The 13350-nt window shown below is 62.5% G+C and carries 17 protein-coding genes; 3 read left to right on the top strand and 14 right to left on the bottom strand.

Going from position 1 to position 13350, the window contains the following annotated elements; all coding sequences use genetic code 11:
• The 5 genes from recO to lepB all read right to left on the bottom strand — a co-directional run.
• A partial coding sequence (recO, locus tag CP49_RS05880; protein WP_245310524.1) for a DNA repair protein RecO occupies positions 1–592 on the bottom strand: 592 nt, incomplete at its 3' end.
• A gap of 139 nt (positions 593–731) precedes the next feature.
• On the bottom strand, positions 732–1112 hold the full coding sequence (locus tag CP49_RS05875; RefSeq protein ID WP_057849361.1) for a hypothetical protein: 381 nt from the start codon (positions 1110–1112) through the stop codon (positions 732–734).
• A gap of 170 nt (positions 1113–1282) precedes the next feature.
• On the bottom strand, positions 1283–2212 hold the full coding sequence (gene era / locus CP49_RS05870) for a GTPase Era (RefSeq protein WP_057849360.1): 930 nt from the start codon (positions 2210–2212) through the stop codon (positions 1283–1285).
• On the bottom strand, positions 2202–3023 hold the full coding sequence (rnc, locus tag CP49_RS05865) for a ribonuclease III (RefSeq protein WP_057849359.1): 822 nt from the start codon (positions 3021–3023) through the stop codon (positions 2202–2204). Before rnc ends, era begins: the two co-directional genes overlap by 11 nt.
• A complete protein-coding gene (lepB, locus tag CP49_RS05860; protein ID WP_057849358.1) occupies positions 3020–3778 on the bottom strand; it encodes a signal peptidase I in 759 nt (252 codons plus the stop codon). Before lepB ends, rnc begins: the two co-directional genes overlap by 4 nt.
• Here lepB and CP49_RS45770 point away from each other — a divergent pair.
• Positions 3717–4016 (top strand): hypothetical protein, encoded by a 300-nt coding sequence (locus CP49_RS45770; protein WP_197423028.1) that lies wholly within the window; start codon positions 3717–3719, stop codon positions 4014–4016. The genes lepB and CP49_RS45770 overlap by 62 nt on opposite strands.
• A gap of 44 nt (positions 4017–4060) precedes the next feature.
• Here the strand turns inward: CP49_RS45770 and acpS are convergent, their stop codons facing one another.
• From acpS to rpoZ, 4 genes are all read right to left on the bottom strand, one after another.
• Positions 4061–4480, bottom strand: coding sequence for a holo-ACP synthase (acpS, locus tag CP49_RS05855; RefSeq protein WP_057849357.1), 420 nt, complete (start codon positions 4478–4480; stop codon positions 4061–4063).
• Positions 4477–5241, bottom strand: a complete 765-nt coding sequence (locus CP49_RS05850) for a pyridoxine 5'-phosphate synthase (RefSeq protein ID WP_057849356.1) — start codon at positions 5239–5241, stop codon at positions 4477–4479. Before CP49_RS05850 ends, acpS begins: the two co-directional genes overlap by 4 nt.
• 165 nt (positions 5242–5406) lie before the next feature.
• Positions 5407–7698, bottom strand: coding sequence for a RelA/SpoT family protein (locus CP49_RS05845; RefSeq protein WP_057849355.1), 2292 nt, complete (start codon positions 7696–7698; stop codon positions 5407–5409).
• A gap of 291 nt (positions 7699–7989) precedes the next feature.
• Entirely contained in the window at positions 7990–8382 is a 393-nt protein-coding gene (gene rpoZ / locus CP49_RS05840; protein ID WP_024512695.1) for a DNA-directed RNA polymerase subunit omega, read from the bottom strand.
• A gap of 353 nt (positions 8383–8735) precedes the next feature.
• On the opposite strand from rpoZ, the gene CP49_RS05835 reads away from it, so the two are divergent.
• Both CP49_RS05835 and CP49_RS05830 read left to right on the top strand, forming a co-directional pair.
• Complete coding sequence (locus tag CP49_RS05835) at positions 8736–9365, top strand: LabA-like NYN domain-containing protein (protein ID WP_057849354.1); 630 nt, start codon at positions 8736–8738, stop codon at positions 9363–9365.
• A 143-nt stretch (positions 9366–9508) separates the two neighbouring features.
• A complete protein-coding gene (locus CP49_RS05830; protein ID WP_057849353.1) occupies positions 9509–10162 on the top strand; it encodes a uracil-DNA glycosylase in 654 nt (217 codons plus the stop codon).
• Between the two features lie 171 nt (positions 10163–10333).
• Here CP49_RS05830 and CP49_RS05825 read toward each other — a convergent pair whose 3' ends face one another.
• The 5 genes from CP49_RS05825 to CP49_RS48870 all read right to left on the bottom strand — a co-directional run.
• Positions 10334–10909 carry a peroxiredoxin gene (locus tag CP49_RS05825; protein WP_057849352.1) on the bottom strand — a complete coding sequence of 192 codons (576 nt, stop codon included), beginning with the start codon at positions 10907–10909 and terminating at the stop codon, positions 10334–10336.
• 120 nt (positions 10910–11029) lie between these two features.
• Entirely contained in the window at positions 11030–11503 is a 474-nt protein-coding gene (smpB, locus tag CP49_RS05820) for an SsrA-binding protein SmpB (RefSeq protein ID WP_057849351.1), read from the bottom strand.
• Between the two features lies 1 nt (position 11504).
• Positions 11505–11915, bottom strand: a complete 411-nt coding sequence (gene mscL, locus CP49_RS05815) for a large conductance mechanosensitive channel protein MscL (RefSeq protein WP_057849350.1) — start codon at positions 11913–11915, stop codon at positions 11505–11507.
• 44 nt (positions 11916–11959) lie between these two features.
• Positions 11960–12850 (bottom strand): 4-hydroxy-tetrahydrodipicolinate synthase, encoded by an 891-nt coding sequence (dapA, locus tag CP49_RS05810; RefSeq protein ID WP_057849349.1) that lies wholly within the window; start codon positions 12848–12850, stop codon positions 11960–11962.
• A 17-nt stretch (positions 12851–12867) separates the two neighbouring features.
• The coding region (locus CP49_RS48870) for a hypothetical protein (RefSeq protein WP_210183095.1) at positions 12868–13350 on the bottom strand (483 nt) is incomplete at its 5' end.

Raw genomic sequence — 13350 nt, 5'->3', positions numbered from 1 at the left:
TCGCCCCGCCCTCGCCTTCGCGCAGGAAGGCCGGCAGCCGCAGCAGCCGGTCGCGATAGGGCTCGCCGGCCCGCCGCGACACCGCGCCGCCGGATTTCGGCGAGACGTAGATCAGGTCCGTCGTCTCGCCGGTGGCGGCGCAATTTTCCAGATCGAGGCCGAAGCCGAGTTCGGCCAGCATGGCGAGCTCGAACCTGATCAGGTGCACGGCGGCGCCGCCGGCATCGTCGAAATCGTCCAGCGTCCGGTCGAGCATCTCAAAGATGTCCTCGTGCGGATCGCGCTCCGGCAACAGCCGCGCCAGCGAGGCCAGATGGGTGACGCCATAGACCGCATGCGAGGACGCGAGCAGCGTCGCGGCGCGGAGCCGCGTGCCCTCGATGGCGTAAGTACCGAGGTGTTCGTCGAGCCGCGCCCGCCACACCGCGGTGACGCTGTTGCCGGGCTGCAGCAGCGGCCGCATCCGCGAGGAGGCACCGCCGCGCACCAGGCCGAGATGCCGGCCATGCCCGCGCGTCAGCAACTCGACGATGGCGGAGGATTCGCCATGCCGCCGCACGCCCAGCACGATGCCTTCGTCGGTCCATTCCATGGGCGGAGTTTACAGGATTTTGTGGGCGAGCGCAGCGGCCTCGCCGACGTCATTCCGGAGCGATGCGCAGCATCGAACTGAGAATCTCGAGATTCCGGGTCTGGTCCTTCGGACCACCCCGGAATGACGAAGGTTGATGCTACGCGTTGAACCATCCCACCGCGTCGCCGGTGAAGGAGAAATAAAGCCCCATCGCGGTCAGCGCGCAGGAGATCACCTCGATGCCGCTGTCGAATGCCAGCCCCTTCTCGCCGATCACCTGCACGAGCGAAACCACCGACAATACGAGGGCCGCCGCCAAGACCCAGCGCGGCCAGTTTTTGCGGCGCTGGGCGGCGAGCCAGACGAAGTAGACCAGCAGCAGGATCAGGCCGGCCGCCATCAGCGTTCCGGTGTTGATCATCTGCGCCGTCATCTTCGCCGTCGGCGTGCGGTCCTGAAACGCCACTGAGATCGCATCCAATGTTAGCGACAAATACAGCAGCGCTTCAAACCAAACCACGTTGCGGGGTACGTTCATCGGGTTTGTTTGTTGTTGTTGCATCATCATGAGTTAGTTCTAGCCCTCATTGCGAGGAGCTCGCGACAAAATTGCAAAGCAATTTTGCGCTGAAGCGAACGAAGCAATCCATCGTTTTGCATCCGTGGTTAGATGGATTGCTTCGCTTCGCTCGCAATGACGTTCCTCAATCATTCCTTGGGGAACTCCAGCCCCATTTCCCTGTAACGGTCAGGGTCGTCGCCCCAGTTCTCGCGCACCTTGACGAACAGGAACAGGTGCACGGGTACGCCCAGGATGTCGGCGATCTCTTTGCGCGAATCCGCGCCGATCGACTTGATCGTGGCGCCGCCCTTGCCGAGCACGATCTTGCGCTGGCTCTCGCGCTCGACAAAGATCGTCTGCTCGATCCGGACCGATTTGTCCTTGCGCTCGGTCCAGCTATCGGTTTCGACCGTCGATTGATACGGCAGCTCCTGGTGGAGCTGGCGGTAAATCTTTTCCCGGGTGATTTCCGCCGCCAGATGCCGCAGCGGCGCATCCGACATCTGATCCTCCGGGTAATGAAACGGCCCCGGCGGAACCATCTGCGCAAGCGTCTTGCGCAGATCGTCGACGCCGTCACCCGACAGCGCCGAGATCATGAAGGTGTGTTCGAATTTCATGCGCTCGTTGGCGGCCTGTGCCAGCGCCAGCAGTTTTTCGCGCAGGATCAGGTCGATCTTGTTCAGCACCAGGATTTTCGGATGTTGAACCGTCGCGAGCTTATTGAAGATCGCGTCGGCCTCCTCGTCCAGTCCGGCCTTGGCGTCGAGCAGAACGCAGACGAGGTCGGCATCATGGGCCCCGCTCCAGGCGGTGGAGACCATGGCGCGGTCGAGCCTCCGCTTCGGCGAGAAGATGCCGGGCGTATCGACCAGGATGATTTGCGCGTTGTCCTCGATCACGATGCCGCGGATCAGGGCGCGGGTGGTCTGCACCTTGCGCGAGACGATGCTGACCTTGGAGCCTACCAGCGCGTTGACGAGGGTGGACTTGCCGACATTGGGGGCGCCGATCAGCGCGACGAAGCCGCAGCGGGTTTCAGCGGGCGCGGCGCCGGATGAGGCTTCAACTGTCATTGCTACCGCCGCCGACGCCTTCGCGTTCGATCATCACGGAGGCTGCGACCTTCTCGGCGGCGCGCTTGGAGCCGCCGACGCCTTCGGCCGGCGCCAGTCCCGGCAGGTCGACGGCGACGCGGAACTGCGGGTCGTGATGCGGCCCGGTGCGCTCGATCTCGCGATAGACCGGCGTCGGCAACCCCTTGCTCTGGGCCCATTCCTGCAACACCGTCTTGGGATCGCGCAACGGCCGCCGCGGCTTGCGCATCCGCTCCAGCCAGTTGCGCTCGACGAACTGGGATGCCGCCGCATAGCCGCCGTCGAGATAGATCGCCCCGATCACGGCTTCGCAGATGTCGCCGAGCACGGATTTGCGCAGGCGCGCCCCCGCCCCTGCGCCTACCGCGCCGAGCTTGATGTCGTCGAGCAACCCGAGCGATTTGGCGACGTCAGCGCAGCTTTCCTTGCGCACCAGATCGGCGAGGCGTTTGGACAATTCGCCCTCGTCGGCCCGCGGATAGGCGCGGTACAGCATGTCGGAGATGATCAGCCCGAGCACATGATCGCCAAGAAATTCCAGGCGCTGATAGCTGTCGGCGCGATGCCGGGTCGCAGGCTTCAAGGCCGAGACATGGGTAAAGGCGGTCGTCAGCAGCGCGGGATCGGAAAATTTGTAGCCGATGCGGCCCTCGATCGCGGCAGCGGCCGCCTTGGCCCCGGCCTTGCCGCGCTTCTTCTTTTTCGGCGCAGCGACGCCAGCGGTATCAGCCGGCTGGCCCGGCTCACCGGAGGTCGGCGTATCAGGAATGGTCGCTGTTTCGTCGTTCATCGCACGATTGAGAATAGGCGATTCCAGCGCACAGCGGTTGGCCAGCGCCAGAACATCCAGGCATGTTCGCCCTCGGCAATGGAGAAGAAGATCATCTGCGCCCGGCCGACGATATTCTCGAACGGCACATAGCCCACCGCCGACAGCACGCGGCTGTCGGTCGAGTTGTCGCGGTTGTCGCCCATCATGAAGAAGTGGCCGGCCGGCACGGTGTAGACATTGGTGTTGTCGTAGAAACCGTTGTCGACGCAATCGAGCGATTCATAGCTGACGCCGTTCGGCAGCGTTTCCTTCCAGCGCTTGACGCGCGCGGTGGCGTCGGAGCCGCAGGGATCCTCGCCGATGAAGTCGGAAAGCCGCTCGCGCTTTACCGGCTTCTCGTTGATGTAGAGCAGGCCCTCCCGCATCTGGATGCGGTCGCCCGGCAGCCCGATCACACGCTTGATGTAATCGGTGGAGTCGTCCTTGGGCAGGCGGAACACCACGATGTCGCCCCGGTTCGGCTCCGAGCCGAAGATGCGGCCCGAGAACAGCGGCGGCGACAATGGAATGGAATAGTGGCTATAGCCGTAGGAATATTTCGAGACGAACAGGTAATCGCCGACCAGCAGCGTCGCCTTCATCGATCCCGAGGGGATGTTGAACGGCTGGAACAGGAAAGTGCGGATCACGAGCGCGATCAGGAGAGCGTGGATGACGACGCGGATGGTTTCACCCAAGCCGCTTTCAGATTTTGTGCCGGATGTCACGCTCATTGCTTTCCCAATTCCCGCGAGCCTGGCCCGCACGGTGGCAGAACGTTTTCCGCACGCGAATCGCCTGATACGTTCGCGTCAGGAAAACGGTCTCAATACTGATGTTGAAGGCCTATTCCGGCGCTACCCTGAATCGGCCCTGGCTCGAACACGTCGTTCGCGGCGTTTTAGACGGTTGTTGGTGGGCGCGCAATCAAGCGCCTCGTCAAAACTTCATAATCCATTGATAAATCAATGATTTTTAGTTTTGTTCCGCTTCCCCGGCGCAAACGCCTGCGCGGCTCATGATTTGCCGGGAACGACCGCCGAAATTATGACGAAGGCCTGGGCCAGCGGCCAGTCGTCGGTGATCGACAGGTCGATCCGCGCCTCGAACCCTTCCGGCGTCAGCGCATCGAGCCGGGCCAGCGCGCCGCCGGTGAGTTTCATGGTCGGACGGCCGCCGGGCAGGTTCACCACGCCCATATCCCGCCACCAGACGCCGCGCCGGATCCCGGTGCCGAGCGCCTTGGAACAAGCCTCCTTGGCGGCGAATCGCTTGGCATAGGTCGCGACCACCATCTTTTCGCTGTTGGCGCGGCGCGCCGCCTTGGCGCGCTCGGCGTCGGTGAAGATGCGGTCGAGGAAGCGGTCGCCGTGGCGCTCGATCACCTTGGCGACCCTTGTGATGTCGACCAGATCGGAGCCGATGCCGATGATCATGGCCGGGCCGCGATCTTCTGGCGGCCGCGGTCCATCGCAGAGCGCATCTGCCGCACGGTCTCGCCAAGGCCGACGAACAGCGCCTCCCCCATCATGAAGTAGCCGATGTTGAGTTCGGCGATCTCGGGCAGCGCGGAAATCGTCTCCGCCGTCTGGTAGTCGAGGCCGTGGCCGGCATGGACCTCCAGGCCCGCAGCACGTCCCAAAGCCGCGCCATTGACGATTCGCTGCCATTCCGCCTCTGCCTTCGCGGCGTGGCCGTCGACCACGGCATCGCACCAGCCGCCGGTGTGAATCTCAATCACGGGCGCGTGCAGCTTGGCCGCCATCTCGATCTGGTGGGGGTCGGCGGAGATGAACAGCGACACCCGGATGCCGGCATCGTTCAGCCGCGCGATGAAGGGCGCCAGCGCGTTGTGCTGGCCGACGACGTCCAATCCGCCCTCGGTGGTGAGTTCTTCGCGGCGCTCAGGCACCAGGCACACGGCATGTGGCTTGGTGGCGAGCGAGATCCGCAGCATGTCCTCGGTCGCCGCCATCTCGAAATTCAGGGGTTTCGATATCTCGGCCTTCAGGCGGGCCATGTCGCTGTCGCGGATGTGGCGGCGATCCTCGCGCAGATGCGCGGTGATGCCGTCAGCGCCGGCCTCGATCGCGGCCAGCGCCGCGCGCACCGGATCCGGCCGCGCACCGCCCCGCGCGTTGCGCAGGGTAGCGACGTGGTCGACATTGACGCCGAGGCGGAGCGGAGGAACGGGCATTTTGGGACTCGCGGATATTCAGGACAAGTCAAGGATTATAGTGCGAGTTCCTCATCCTGAGGAGCGCGAAGCGCGTCTCGAAGGATGGAGGCCCGGCCGGGGCCTCATGGTTCGAGACGGCGCAAGAGCGCCTCCTCACCATGAGGGTTGGAGGCGCGTGAGCGGCTATCCATTGACGCGCTCGACCTTGGCAACGACGGCCTTGGCGCGCAATTGGGCGATGATTGCACTGAGATGCTTGAGGTCATAGACCTCAAGATCAATGGTCAGCTCGGTGAAATCGGGCGAGCGGCGCGACATGCTGATATTGTCGATATTGCCGTCATGCTCAGCGATCACGGTGGCGACCTGGGCGAGGCTGCCGGGCTCGTTGACGTTGTGGACCAGGATCCGCGCCGGGAAACGCTGCGGCATGGTCTCGTCGATGTCCCAGCGCACATCGAGCCAGCGCTCCGGCTCCTCCTCGAAATCCTTCAGCGCCGGCGACTGGATCGGGTAGATCGTGATCCCCTCCCCCGGCGTGACGATGCCGACGATGCGGTCGCCCGGCACGGCGCCGCCGTTCGGGGCGAACTTGACCGGTAAATCGGAATTGATGCCGCGTACCGGGATGACGGACGTGCTGCGCGCCGGATGCGGCGGCGATTTCAGCTTTAATTTCACCGCGAGGCTCTTCTTCGCCCCGTAGCGCACCATCCGCTCTTCCTTGTAGTCCGGATACATGGCGCGCGCGACGTCGGAGGCTTTCAGCTCGCCGCGCCCGACGGAAGCCATCACGTCCTCGATCGAGGCGCGCGCCAGCCGGGGAAGAGCGCCCTTCAGCTTGTCGTCGGCATATTCGATCTTGGCGCGGGCAAACAGGCGATCGATGATGCGGCGGCCGAGGCCGGCATATTGATCACGTACCGCAGTGCGGGTCGCGCGCCGGATCGCCGCGCGGGCCTTGCCTGTGATCGCAAGCGATTCCCAAGCCGAGGGCGGCGCCTGCTGGGCCTTCGAGGTCAGCACCTCGACCTCGTCACCGTTCTGCAACTCGGACGACAGCGGCGCGAACTTGCCGTTGATCTTGCAACCAACCGCCGAGTTGCCGACGTCGGTATGCACGGCATAGGCGAAGTCGATCACATTGGCCTGACGCGGCAGCGCGATCAGCTTGCCCTTGGGGGTGAAGCAGAACACCTGGTCGTGGAACAGCTCGAGCTTGGTGTGCTCCAGAAACTCTTCCGGATTGGCGCTTTCGGACAGAATGCCGACGGTGTGGCGCAGCCAGGCAAAGGCGTTGGATTCGTGCTTGAGCCGCTCGGTCGGCGAGCCCGTGCCCTCCTTGTAGAAGGCATGCGCGGCAATGCCGAATTCGGCGATCTGGTTCATTTCCTCGGTGCGGATCTGCAGTTCGACACGCTGATTGCCCGGACCGATCACCGTGGTGTGAATCGAACGGTAGTCGTTCTGCTTGGGCGTCGAGATGTAGTCCTTGAAGCGGCCCGGCACCACCGGCCAGGTCGTATGCACCACGCCCAGCGCGCGGTAGCAGGATTCGACGTCCTGCATCACGATGCGGAAGCCGTAGATGTCGGACAATTGCTCGAAGCCGACCGACTTGCGCTCCATCTTGGTCCAGATCGAAAACGGCTGCTTGCGACGGCCATAAACCCGCGCGGCGATGCCGTTCTTCTGCAGGTTCTTGGAAAGCTGGGTCTCGATCTCGCCGACCAGATTGCGGTTGCGTTCGGCAAGCGCATCAAGCCGCTGCATCACCACCGCATAGGCTTCCGGATCGAGCGTATGGAACGAGAGGTCCTCGAGCTCCTCACGCATCTCCTGCATGCCCATGCGGCCGGCGAGCGGCGCATAGATGTCCAGTGTCTCCTCGGCGATGCGGCGGCGCGAGGCGTGCGGCACGAATTCCAGCGTGCGCATGTTGTGCAAGCGATCGGCGAGCTTGATCAGGAGCACGCGGACGTCGTCGGCGATCGCCAGCAATAGCTTGCGCAGGTTCTCGGCCTGCTTGGCCTCCCGCGAGACCAGCTCCAGCCGCTTCAGCTTGGTGAGCCCCTCGACCAGCGCGCCGATCTCGTGACCGAAGACGTTGTCAATCTCGGCGCGCGTCGCTTCGGTATCCTCGATCGTGTCATGCAGCAGCGCCGCGACGATGGTGGCGTCGTCGAGCTTCAGATTGGTCAGGATCGCCGCGACCTCGAGCGGATGCGAGAAATAGGGATCGCCGGATGCGCGGGTCTGCGTGCCGTGCGCCTTCATGGCGTAGACATAGGCGCGATTGAGCAGGTCTTCGTTGGTGTCCGGGTTATACGTGCGGACGCGTTCGACCAGATCGTATTGCCGCATCATGCGCGAGCGCGGCGATTTCGGCTTCTGCGCCACGGGCGACGCCGGTGCGACCGCGACCTGACCGGTCGCGGCCTGCATTTGCCGGGAGTTGCGGCGCCAATACGCCATCACGTCACTGCCCTTCTTCCGCGGACCGGATCGGCCCGCTGCTTTCCGTATCTAATGCGTTTTCGAACGAAGCTGCACCCCGTTGGAGCCGCGGAACGTTCAATTTCGCATGGCTTGCGGCCATCCTGCGCGCAATTCCCGGTGGCCGACTGTCGAGTCAGTCAGCCGGTTTCGGCCGCGTTAGCCAAGGACGCATCGTAACCGCAAAAATGTCAACAAAAGCAAAGGCCCGAACAAATGTCCGGGCCTTTGCCAGATCGGGTAGTTCGGGGACGTCCCGGATGATCCGGACTATTCGTCCTCTTCGGGCTGTTCTTCCGGCGGCGCCAGGCCTTCGAGGCCCTTGAGCAGCTCTTCCTCGGTCATGCGCTCGACCGCGACCTCGGTGTCGTCGGCATCCACGCTGGCGCCGGCCGAGCCGATCAAAGGCACGGTATCGGGCTCAGGCTCATCGACCTCGACGAACTTCTGCAGGGAATGAACCAGTTCCTCGCGCAGGTCTTCCGGGGAAATAGTGGAATCGGCGATTTCCCGCAGCGAAACGACCGGATTCTTGTCGTTGTCGCGATCAACCGTGAGTTGCGACCCGGACGAGATCATACGGGCGCGATGTGCCGCCAGCAACACCAGGTCGAACCGGTTGTCGACCTTATCAATGCAATCTTCCACGGTGACGCGCGCCATAGACTGTCGCTCCGTTAAATGGGGCCAAATATGTCGGTATTAGGGGCTAGTTATAGGGCCGGAGGCTGTTTCGCAAGACTAAATTTGTGATTTGCCTTCCTAATGGGCTCTGGTACGCCAACTCTGGGGCCAATGGGCCGGAGCGTCCGGACGCGGCAAGGTTGCCGTGCAGGACAAGTAAATCTCTTCATTGCACTGTCAAAAGTATAGGTTTTTCGCCCTCGCCTCACCATAATTGCAGTGGTGACTGTCGTGGGGCACGATTCACCGAACTTTAGGCAACAGACCTAGAAAGTGCGCGCGGTCGATGGCCGCTGCGCTAGAAAAGCTAACAACAACGTGAGAACCATTTGATGTCACCAGCTTCCAACAAGATTGCGCTTTTCATCGATGGCGCCAACCTCTACGCAACGGCCAAGACGCTCGGCTTCGACATCGATTACAAGCGCCTTCTCAAGGAATTTCAGAGCCGAGGAACGCTGTTGCGTGCGTTCTACTACACGGCGATCATCGAGGATCAGGAATACTCCTCGATCCGTCCGCTGATCGACTGGCTCGACTACAACGGCTACACCGTCGTCACCAAGGCGACGAAGGAATTCATCGACGCCTCCGGCCGCCGTAAGGTGAAGGGCAACATGGACATCGAGCTTGCCGTCGATGCCATGGAACTCGCCGAGCATGTCGACCAGATCGTGCTGTTTTCAGGTGACGGCGATTTCCGCTCGCTGGTGGAAGCCGTGCAGCGCCGCGGCGTTCGCGTCACGGTGGTTTCGACGATTTCGAGCCAACCGCCGATGATCGCCGACGAATTGCGCCGTCAGGCCGACGTCTTCACCGATCTCGTGGAATTGCAATCCAAGCTCGGCCGCGATCCCTCCGAACGACCTGCCCCGCGCGAGCCGCGTCATCACGCCCCGCAATTCCTGCAGCGCGCCACTACCATGGCGCCGCGGGCCGGCGAGGACGATTTCGACGATTGAGAATGTGCCAGTACGCTGCTAGAGCCTCGGTTCTGATTGAAACAGAACCGGGGCTTTTTGTTTGATGCGCGTTCTTGACGCGAACCGGTGTCGATCCAGGATTAGGTCCGGGGCTGGCTTTCGCTCGAAAACGCATTGAACACATGGCTAGCCTCCCCGCCCCTGCTTCTGCCGAACCCGACCGCAATTGTCCGCTCTGCCCGCGGCTCGCCGAATTTCGCGCGCAGGCGCGCGCGAAAGAGCCGGATTGGCACAATGCGCCGGTCGCTTCATTCGGCGATGCCGCCGCGCAACTGTTGATTGTCGGGCTGGCGCCGGGCCTCCAGGGCGCCAACCGGACCGGACGCCCGTTCACCGGCGATTACGCCGGCGACTTGCTGTATGCGACCTTGCTCGAATACGGCTTTGCCAAGGGCGTCTATCGGGCACGGCCGGACGACGGACTGAAGCTGGTCAATTGCCGGATCAGCAATGCGGTGCGCTGCGTGCCGCCGCAGAACAAGCCGTTGCCTGCCGAGATCAACACCTGCCGGCAATTCCTGGCCGCGACAATTGCGACCATGCCGAGGCTTCGCGCGATCGTGGCGCTCGGGCGGATCGCCCATGAATCGACATTGAAGGCGGTCGGCCTGCGCAATGGCGCTGCCCCGTTTGCGCATGGTGCCGTACATAGCGCCGGCGCCATCAAGCTTTACGACAGCTATCATTGCTCCCGCTACAACACCAACACGCGGGTGCTGACGCCGGAGATGTTTCGCAACGTGTTTGCGAAAGTACGGAAAGATCTGGATTTGTAGGATTTGAACTGTAGCAACTATTAAACCCTCATGGTGAGGAGGCGCTTTAGCGCCGTCTCGAACCATGCGGCCCGGCTGGTGCCATTCATCCTTCGAGACGCGCGAAGACGCGCTCCTCAGGATGAGGTCTGGCATACAATGTGTCGCAACAAGGGTGGTCCACCCTACAATTCAAGCCGGGTTTTCTCTCAGCCAAGCCAGCACGTCGGTGGCGTTCCGGTCGGGCGGGAACACCGGATAGAACACGTGGCGGATGCGACCGTCGTCGACGATCAGCGCCAGCCGCTTGATCAGCGTCAGCCCGGCCACCTCCATCGTCGGCAAATCAAGCGCGTGGGTCAGCGCCAGCTTCTCATCCGACAGAACCGGGAAAGGCAGATGCAGCCGTGACGCCATCTCGGTCTGATAGACATTATCCTGCGTCGACAGGCCGAACACGTGTTTGGCGCCTGCGGCCTTCAGCTCCGCAAACAGATCGCGGAACGAGCAGGTTTGCGGCGTGCAGCCGCGCGCTCCAGGGATCATGTCCCAGTCATCGACCAGACTGATCTTGCCGGGCTCCCCGGTGCGAGGATAGGCGAACACCACCGTGCGGCCTGGAAGCGCTGACAGCGTCACCGAAGAATCGTCGGTAGCAAGCAGCGTGATCGGCGGGATCATCATGCCGACGAGATGCGCCGCCGCACCCTCGTCTATCGGCGCCGGGATCTTGCTCCAATCGACTTCAAGCAGATTCTTCTGGTTCATTTCAGGCCTCATCATGCCCGGTGCCGTAGGATGGGTGGAGCGAAGCGATACCCATCAACAAGACTATCGGTCCTCAAGTACCTCGATGGGTTTCGCTTCGCTCTACCCATCCCACGATTTTCATCCCCGCGCCCGCATAAGGCGGCCTTTTTCCCGGCCCCAATCGCGTTTCTTTTCGCTCTCGCGCTTGTCGTGCAGTTTCTTGCCCTTGGCGATCGCCAGCAGCAGCTTGGCGCGGCCGCGTTCGTTGAAATAGAGTTTTAGCGGAATCAGCGTCATGCCTTCGCGATCGACCGCCCCCATCAGTTTGTTGATCTGCTTTCGGTGCAGCAGCAGCTTGCGCGGCCGTTTCGGCTCATGGTTGAAGCGGTTGGCCTGCAGATATTCCGGAATATTGGCGTTGATCAGCCATATCTCGCCGTCCTTGGAATCCGCGTAGGATTCCGCAATGGTGGTCTTGCCGTTCCGGATCGACTTCACTTCGGTGCCGGTCAGCGCAATGCCGGCCTCGATCGTGTCCTCGATCGCGTAGTTGAACCGGGCCTTGCGGTTTTCGGCGACGACCTTGATAGGGCGCTCGTTCCTGTCTGCCACGTTAGCTCTTCTTGAGGAGATCGCGGATCTCGGTCAGCAGTTCTTCCTGCTTGGTCAGCTTCGGCGTTGGCGCGGCTTCGTCCTTGCGCTTCAGCTTGTTTATGGCACGAATGACCACGAACAGCACGAACGCGATGATGAGGAAGTTCAGCGTCAGTGTCAGGAAATTGCCCCAAGCCAGTACGGCGCCTTGCTTTTTGGCGTCGGCCAGATTGGTCGCCGTCACCGACTTCGAAAGGCTCGTGAAATAATTGGAGAAGTCGAGACCGCCGGTAATCGCGCCGATGATCGGCATGATGACGTCGCCGACCAGCGAAGTCACGATGGCGCCGAAGGCCGCACCGATGATGACGCCGACAGCGAGGTCGACGACGTTACCCTTCATCGCGAATTCGCGGAATTCCTTCAGCATGTCGGCCTCCGCTCTTCGTTCACCGCGCGAGGTCAGCCGTTGGCCTAGTTGATCAGGCCGGCATGCACCATCGCGCTGCGCACCGCGACGCGCGTCGATTCCGACACCGGGACCATCGGCAGACGCAGCTTCTCGTCGATCTTGCCGAGCAGCGAGAGCGCGTATTTCACCGGCGCGGGGTTGCTTTCGATGAAGAGGTTGTTGTGCAGCGGCATCAGCTTGTCATGCAGCTTGAGCGCGGCGGCGTGATCGCCCTTCTGCCATGCCGCGTGGAATTCCGAGCACAGCCGCGGCGCGACGTTTGATGTGACCGAGATGCAGCCATGGCCGCCATGGGCCATGTAGCCGAGGATGGTGGCATCCTCGCCCGACAACTGGTTGAAGTCCTCGCCCATCGCCGCGCGCTGCTGCGACACCCGCACCATGCTGGCGGTCGCATCTTTCACGCCGGCGATATTCTTCAGTTCGAACAGACGCGTCATGGTCTCGACCGACATGTCGATCACCGAACGGCCGGGAATGTTGTATATGATGATCGGAATCCCGATCGCGTCGTTGATCGCTTTGAAGTGCTGGTACATGCCTTCCTGGGTCGGCTTGTTGTAGTAGGGCGTCACCACCAGCACCGCATCCGCTCCCGCCTTCTCGGCGTGCTCGGCAAGCTCGACCGCTTCCCTGGTTGAATTGGAGCCCGCGCCCGCGATGACGGGCACCCGGCCCTTGGCCTCGTCGATGCACCATTCGACGACGCGCTTGTGCTCGTCATGGCTCAAGGTGGGGCTTTCTCCGGTCGTGCCGACAGGCACCAGGCCATGGGTTCCCTCAGTGATCTGCCAGCTCACCAAACCGCGGAAGGCCGTCTCGTCGACCGAGCCGTTCTTGAATGGCGTGACCAAGGCGGTGAACGATCCCCGGAATTTTGTCTTGGCTGCCATGGGCTTCCTCCAAACGCTTAAGAAACGGCACGACCGAAACTGGATTTCAATTCATATCGGGTCTGGCGATCAGGCGAAAGGGCCGTGCCATGCGCCGCTAGCGCTTTGTTCCGACGCGCTTTCTTAGGTTGGCCGGCATCTGGCTTCCCCAATGTGCCGATGGCCGCGATTTTGCCGCGGTGATGGCGCAAACAGGACCGACCGCGACGTTTTAGTATTTTGTCCACATATTCCATCAAAATAGACCGAAGGCTCGAGCGATTGAATGATTCGCCGCCGCAGAGGAAAGCCGTGACCATTCCCGCCCGCGCCGCCGCACTGCGATCGACCGCACTGGCCACGAGCCTGGCGCTGGCGGTCGGGCTGACTGCCTTCCCCTTGGAAGCCTGGGCCAAGCCTAAAGTTCCCCTGCCCAAGCCGCGGCCCATTTCGCGCAGCTCGGTTCCCAAGCCCGCGGCCACCGCGCACACCGCGCCCGCGGCCCATGCCGCCGCGGCGCC

Source organism: Bradyrhizobium valentinum (assembly GCF_001440405.1).
Taxonomy (GTDB): Bacteria; Pseudomonadota; Alphaproteobacteria; order Rhizobiales; family Xanthobacteraceae; genus Bradyrhizobium; species Bradyrhizobium valentinum.
Note: the sequence above shows the minus strand (reverse complement) of the source record. Positions and strands in the feature narration are given on the sequence as shown.

Excerpts from the sequence above, each read along its gene's own strand:
- CP49_RS05875 (WP_057849361.1), bottom strand. The coding sequence starts at position 1,112 with ATGAACGTACCCCGCAACGTGGTTTGGTTTGAAGCGCTGCTGTATTTG.
- era (WP_057849360.1), bottom strand. The coding sequence starts at position 2,212 with ATGACAGTTGAAGCCTCATCCGGCGCCGCGCCCGCTGAAACCCGCTGC.
- rnc (WP_057849359.1), bottom strand. The coding sequence starts at position 3,023 with ATGAACGACGAAACAGCGACCATTCCTGATACGCCGACCTCCGGTGAG.
- CP49_RS45770 (WP_197423028.1), top strand. The coding sequence starts at position 3,717 with ATGACGACGCGGATGGTTTCACCCAAGCCGCTTTCAGATTTTGTGCCG.
- lepB (WP_057849358.1), bottom strand. The coding sequence starts at position 3,778 with ATGAGCGTGACATCCGGCACAAAATCTGAAAGCGGCTTGGGTGAAACC.
- acpS (WP_057849357.1), bottom strand. The coding sequence starts at position 4,480 with ATGATCATCGGCATCGGCTCCGATCTGGTCGACATCACAAGGGTCGCC.
- CP49_RS05850 (WP_057849356.1), bottom strand. The coding sequence starts at position 5,241 with ATGCCCGTTCCTCCGCTCCGCCTCGGCGTCAATGTCGACCACGTCGCT.
- CP49_RS05845 (WP_057849355.1), bottom strand. The coding sequence starts at position 7,698 with ATGGCGTATTGGCGCCGCAACTCCCGGCAAATGCAGGCCGCGACCGGT.
- rpoZ (WP_024512695.1), bottom strand. The coding sequence starts at position 8,382 with ATGGCGCGCGTCACCGTGGAAGATTGCATTGATAAGGTCGACAACCGG.
- CP49_RS05835 (WP_057849354.1), top strand. The coding sequence starts at position 8,736 with ATGTCACCAGCTTCCAACAAGATTGCGCTTTTCATCGATGGCGCCAAC.
- CP49_RS05830 (WP_057849353.1), top strand. The coding sequence starts at position 9,509 with ATGGCTAGCCTCCCCGCCCCTGCTTCTGCCGAACCCGACCGCAATTGT.
- CP49_RS05825 (WP_057849352.1), bottom strand. The coding sequence starts at position 10,909 with ATGAACCAGAAGAATCTGCTTGAAGTCGATTGGAGCAAGATCCCGGCG.
- mscL (WP_057849350.1), bottom strand. The coding sequence starts at position 11,915 with ATGCTGAAGGAATTCCGCGAATTCGCGATGAAGGGTAACGTCGTCGAC.
- dapA (WP_057849349.1), bottom strand. The coding sequence starts at position 12,850 with ATGGCAGCCAAGACAAAATTCCGGGGATCGTTCACCGCCTTGGTCACG.